The sequence below is a fragment of the Shigella sp. SIG6 genome (assembly GCF_053555815.1).
The window spans coordinates 1-5,361 of record NZ_JBQZXC010000181.1 but is presented as its reverse complement, the minus strand read 5'-3'; the positions used below and the strand labels follow the sequence as shown (position 1 = coordinate 5,361).

The 5,361-nt window shown below is 51.4% G+C and carries 4 protein-coding genes; 1 reads left to right on the top strand and 3 read right to left on the bottom strand.

Going from position 1 to position 5,361, the window contains the following annotated elements; translation table 11 throughout:
• Positions 1 to 23: 23 nt before the first annotated feature.
• The 3 genes from clpB to rluD all read right to left on the bottom strand — a co-directional run bounded on the left by clpB (position 24) and on the right by rluD (position 4,435).
• A complete protein-coding gene (gene clpB, locus ACUU1M_RS18525; protein ID WP_001235102.1) occupies positions 24 to 2,597 on the bottom strand; it encodes an ATP-dependent chaperone ClpB in 2,574 nt (857 codons plus the stop codon).
• Between the two features lie 129 nt (positions 2,598 to 2,726).
• Positions 2,727 to 3,458: a purine nucleoside phosphorylase YfiH gene (gene yfiH / locus ACUU1M_RS18520; RefSeq protein ID WP_000040142.1), complete on the bottom strand. Its 732-nt coding sequence runs from the start codon at positions 3,456 to 3,458 to the stop codon at positions 2,727 to 2,729.
• The gene (gene rluD, locus ACUU1M_RS18515; protein ID WP_000079112.1) at positions 3,455 to 4,435 is read right to left on the bottom strand and encodes a 23S rRNA pseudouridine(1911/1915/1917) synthase RluD; all 981 of its coding nucleotides are present in this window, start codon (positions 4,433 to 4,435) and stop codon (positions 3,455 to 3,457) included. Before rluD ends, yfiH begins: the two co-directional genes overlap by 4 nt.
• 134 nt (positions 4,436 to 4,569) lie before the next feature.
• Between rluD and bamD the strand changes: the two genes are divergently transcribed.
• Positions 4,570 to 5,307 carry an outer membrane protein assembly factor BamD gene (gene bamD / locus ACUU1M_RS18510; protein ID WP_000197686.1) on the top strand — a complete coding sequence of 246 codons (738 nt, stop codon included), beginning with the start codon at positions 4,570 to 4,572 and terminating at the stop codon, positions 5,305 to 5,307.
• Positions 5,308 to 5,361: the final 54 nt, after the last annotated feature.

Sequence of the window (5,361 nt, the reverse complement as noted above, 5' to 3'; positions counted from 1 at the left end):
GCCCCGAAGGGCTCGTTTTATCATTACTGGACAGCGACAATCCGGTCTTCATTAACTTCCAGGCGAATCACTTTACCCGGAACCAATTCACCAGACAGTATTTGCTGTGCCAGCGGGTTTTCGATCTGCTGCTGGATAGCACGTTTCAAAGGACGTGCACCATAGACTGGATCGTAACCGTTCTCGCTCAGCAGTTTCAGCGCCTCGTCAGAAATGTGGATTTCATAACCACGTTCTTCCAGACGTTTGTACAGACGTTTCAACTGAATCTGCGCAATCGAGGCAATGTGCTGTTCACCCAGCGGATGGAAGACCACAACTTCATCAATACGGTTAATGAATTCCGGACGGAAGTTATGGCTAACCACACCGAGCACCAGCTCTTTCATGTGCGCATAATCCAGTTCACCGAAGCGTTCCTGAATCAGATCGGAACCGAGGTTAGAGGTCATAATGACAACCGTATTACGGAAGTCGACCGTTCTCCCCTGCCCGTCAGTCAGACGCCCATCATCCAGTACTTGCAACAGAATATTGAAGACATCCGGATGCGCTTTTTCCACTTCATCCAGCAGGATGACGGAATACGGACGACGACGCACAGCTTCGGTCAGGTAGCCACCTTCTTCATAACCGACATATCCCGGAGGCGCACCAACCAGACGAGACACCGAGTGTTTCTCCATAAATTCGGACATATCGATACGGACCATCGCCTCGTCGCTATCAAACATAAAGTTCGCCAGCGCCTTACAAAGCTCAGTTTTCCCCACACCCGTTGGGCCGAGGAACAGGAATGAACCAATCGGGCGATTTGGATCCGCCAACCCCGCACGGCTACGGCGAATAGCGTTAGATACCGCATCAACCGCTTCGTTCTGACCAATGACGCGATGGTGCAGTTCTTGCTCCATACGCAGCAGTTTTTCGCGCTCGCTTTCCATCATGCGAGAAACCGGAATCCCCGTCCAACGCGCCAGCACTTCAGCAATTTCGGCATCGGTCACTTTATTACGCAACAGACGCATAGTTTTGCCTTCGAGCTGCGTTGCGGCTTCCAGTTGCTTTTCCAGTTCCGGGATTTTGCCGTATTGCAGTTCAGACATCCGCGCCAGGTCCCCCACACGGCGAGCCTGTTCAATAGCGATTTTCGCCTGTTCCAGTTCCGCTTTAATGGTCTGCGTACCAGAAAGCGATGCCTTCTCTGCTTTCCACTCTTCTTCTAACTCGGAGTACTGACGTTCTTTGTCGCTCAGTTCTTCGTTGAGCATATCCAGGCGTTTTTTACTGGCTTCATCAGACTCTTTCATTAACGCCTGTTGTTCCAGTTTGAGCTGGATGATACGACGATCGAGTCGGTCGAGTTCTTCTGGTTTTGAGTCAATCTGCATACGAATGCTGGATGCTGCTTCATCGATCAGGTCGATGGCTTTATCCGGCAGCTGACGGTCAGCAATGTAGCGATGAGACAACGTCGCTGCTGCAACAATTGCCGGGTCAGTAATTTGCACATGGTGGTGCAATTCGTAACGTTCTTTCAGGCCACGCAGAATCGCAATGGTATCTTCAACAGAAGGCTCGGCAACAAACACTTTCTGGAAACGACGTTCCAGCGCAGCATCTTTTTCGATGTACTGGCGATATTCGTCAAGCGTCGTGGCACCTACGCAGTGCAATTCACCACGCGCCAGCGCCGGTTTCAGCATGTTTCCGGCGTCCATTGCGCCATCGGCTTTACCCGCGCCGACCATGGTATGTAATTCGTCGATAAACAGGATGACGTTGCCTTCCTGTTTGGCAAGATCGTTAAGCACGCCTTTTAAACGTTCTTCAAACTCACCGCGATATTTCGCCCCAGCCACCAGCGCGCCCATATCCAGCGCCAGTACGCGGCGGCCTTTCAATCCTTCCGGCACTTCGCCGTTGATAATACGCTGCGCCAGACCTTCAACGATGGCAGTTTTACCGACGCCGGGTTCACCAATCAGTACCGGGTTATTTTTAGTACGACGTTGCAGCACCTGAATGGTACGGCGAATTTCTTCATCACGACCAATCACCGGATCGAGTTTGCCCTGTTCGGCTCGTTCGGTAAGGTCGATGGTATATTTTTTCAAAGCCTGACGTTGGTCTTCAGCACCTTGATCGTTCACGCTTTCACCTCCACGCATTTGTTCAATCGCTTGAGTAATGTTGGCGGTGGTCGCCCCTGCTGCTTTCAGGATGTCGGCCAGCGTGCCGCGAGACTCAAGTGCCGCCAGAACGAACAGTTCTGACGAGATAAAGTTATCACCACGTTTTTGCGCCAGCTTGTCGCAAAGATTAAGAACGCGCACCAGATCCTGTGATGGCTGGACATCACCACCAGTACCTTCAACCTGCGGTAAACGATTTAATGCCTGATTGATATCTGTGCGCAACTGGCCAGCATTTATGCCAGCGGATGTTAATAAAGGACTAACCGAACCCCCTTCCTGATTCAGCAGGGCGCTCATTAAATGAAGTGGTTCGATGAATTGGTTGTCGTGCCCGAGTGCAAGTGATTGGGCATCGGCAAGAGCAAGCTGGAATTTATTAGTAAGACGATCCAGACGCATAACTCCTCCCATAACGGATCAAAGTTGCTACTGGAGATTAAATGAGGTCATCCCTCAATTATTCAAGGTTATTGACCAGATTAATGTGAAAAGAAAATCACGCGTACCGGATCGTCTTGATTCTTTAGGTTATATCAGCCAAATGAAACTTGCCATACGACCGGTGGTCTTGTCGCGACGATAAGAGAAGAAAGTCTCATTTTCCGTATATGTACAACGGTCGCCGCCGAAAATTTGCTCAACACCCACGTTCGCCAGACGCTGCCGGGCAAGCTGATAAATATCCGCCAGATACTTATCACCATGCTGAATGAAAGCTGCACTTGCTTTAGCGTCTACTGCCATAAACGCCTCGCGAACCTCCGCCCCCACTTCGAACGCGCGTGGACCAATTGCCGGCCCTAACCAGGCGAGAATGTTTTCAGGTTTATCAGCAAAACAGGAAACCGTCTCTTCCAGCACGCCTGCGCACAGTCCACGCCAGCCAGCATGAACGGCGGCGACTTCCGTTCCCGCTCGATTGCAAAACAGCACAGGGAGGCAGTCGGCAGTCATCACTGCGCAAACCGTGCCAGGCGTATTGCTATAAGAGGCATCTGCTCGTTTTGAGGCATAAGGTTCGCCAGTAAGCTTAAGCACATCTTTGCCGTGTACCTGCTCAAGCCAGACCGGTTTAGAAGGCAAATTGCCCGCAGCAAAAAGTCGCTTGCGATTCTCCTCAACGTGATCCGGGTTATCGCCACAATGGGCACCGAGGTTGAGTGAGTCATACGGGGGCAAGCTCACGCCGCCGATACGAGTGGAGCTACAGGCCGCAACACCTTTTGGCAGCGGCCACTGCGGGACAATCAGCTTACTCATAACCAGTCCACTTCATCCTTATGCTCTTCGAAATCGGCGCGCATCACCTCAATCAGCTCCACCATATCTTGTGGAATAGGCGCATGCCATTCCATTTCGATGCCGGAGATCGGGTGATAAAGACGCAGCATGGTTGCATGAAGCGCCTGGCGGTCAAACTTACGCAGCGTGGAGATAAATGCTTCCGAAGCACCTTTTGGCGGACGCGGACGGCCACCATAAACCGGATCGCCCACCAGCGGATGAGTGATATGGGCCATATGCACGCGGATCTGGTGCGTACGTCCAGTTTCCAGACGCAACCGCAGACGCGTGTGCACACGGAAGTGTTCCATGATGCGATAGTGAGTCACCGCCGGTTTGCCCATCGGATGCACCGCCATGTGAGTACGTTTGGTCGGGTGGCGGCTGATGGGTTCATCTACTGTACCGCCAGCGGTCATATGACCAATCGCCACCGCTTCATACTCACGAGTAATTTCACGTCGTTGCAAAGATTCGACTAAACGCGTCTGAGCCGGAACGGTTTTTGCCACAACCATCAGGCCAGTGGTGTCTTTATCCAGACGATGGACGATGCCCGCACGTGGTACATCGGCAATGGGCGGATAGTAATGAAGCAACGCATTCAGTACCGTGCCATCCGGGTTACCCGCGCCAGGATGTACCACTAGGTCGCGCGGTTTATTAATGACGATGATATCTTCATCCTCATAGACGATATCCAGAGGGATATCCTGCGGTTCAAAACGCGCTTCTTCTTCAATCTCAGCGTTGATGGCAACCTGCTCGCCACCCAATACTTTTTCTTTCGGCTTATCACAAACTTTGCCGTTTACCAGCACGCGCTGGTCGAGGATCCATTCTTTTATTCGCGAACGTGAATAATCCGGGAACATTTCGGCCAAAGCCTGATCTAAGCGTTGACCGAGTTGGTTTTCGGACACCGTTGCAGTGAGCTGTACTCGTTGTGCCATATATACTGCTTCTTCGTTTATCGTTGGGGTTTTACGGCTTTGCCGTTTAATATAGTGTGCTATTGTAGCTGGTCTTAACCGGGAGCAGGAACAGAGAATCTCCCGTATTACATTTTGAGGAAAGTCAAAACGTCATGACGCGCATGAAATATCTGGTGGCAGCCGCCACACTAAGCCTGTTTTTGGCGGGTTGCTCGGGGTCAAAGGAAGAAGTACCTGATAATCCGCCAAATGAAATTTACGCGACTGCACAACAAAAGCTGCAGGACGGTAACTGGAGACAGGCAATAACGCAACTGGAAGCGTTAGATAATCGCTATCCGTTTGGTCCGTATTCGCAGCAGGTGCAGCTGGATCTCATCTACGCCTACTATAAAAACGCCGATTTGCCGTTAGCGCAGGCTGCCATCGATCGTTTTATTCGCCTTAACCCGACCCATCCGAATATCGATTATGTCATGTACATGCGTGGCCTGACCAATATGGCGCTGGATGACAGTGCGCTGCAAGGGTTCTTTGGCGTTGACCGTAGCGATCGCGATCCTCAACATGCACGAGCTGCGTTTAGTGACTTTTCCAAACTGGTGCGCGGCTATCCGAACAGTCAGTACACTACCGATGCCACCAAACGTCTGGTATTCCTGAAAGATCGTCTGGCGAAATATGAATACTCCGTGGCCGAGTACTATACAGAACGTGGCGCATGGGTTGCCGTCGTTAACCGCGTAGAAGGCATGTTGCGCGACTACCCGGATACCCAGGCTACGCGTGATGCGCTGCCGCTGATGGAAAATGCATACCGTCAGATGCAGATGAATGCGCAAGCTGAAAAAGTAGCGAAAATCATCGCCGCAAACAGCAGCAATACATAACAGAAACCTGAAACACAAAACGGCAGCCCTTGAGCTGTAATGCCAGTCAGTTAA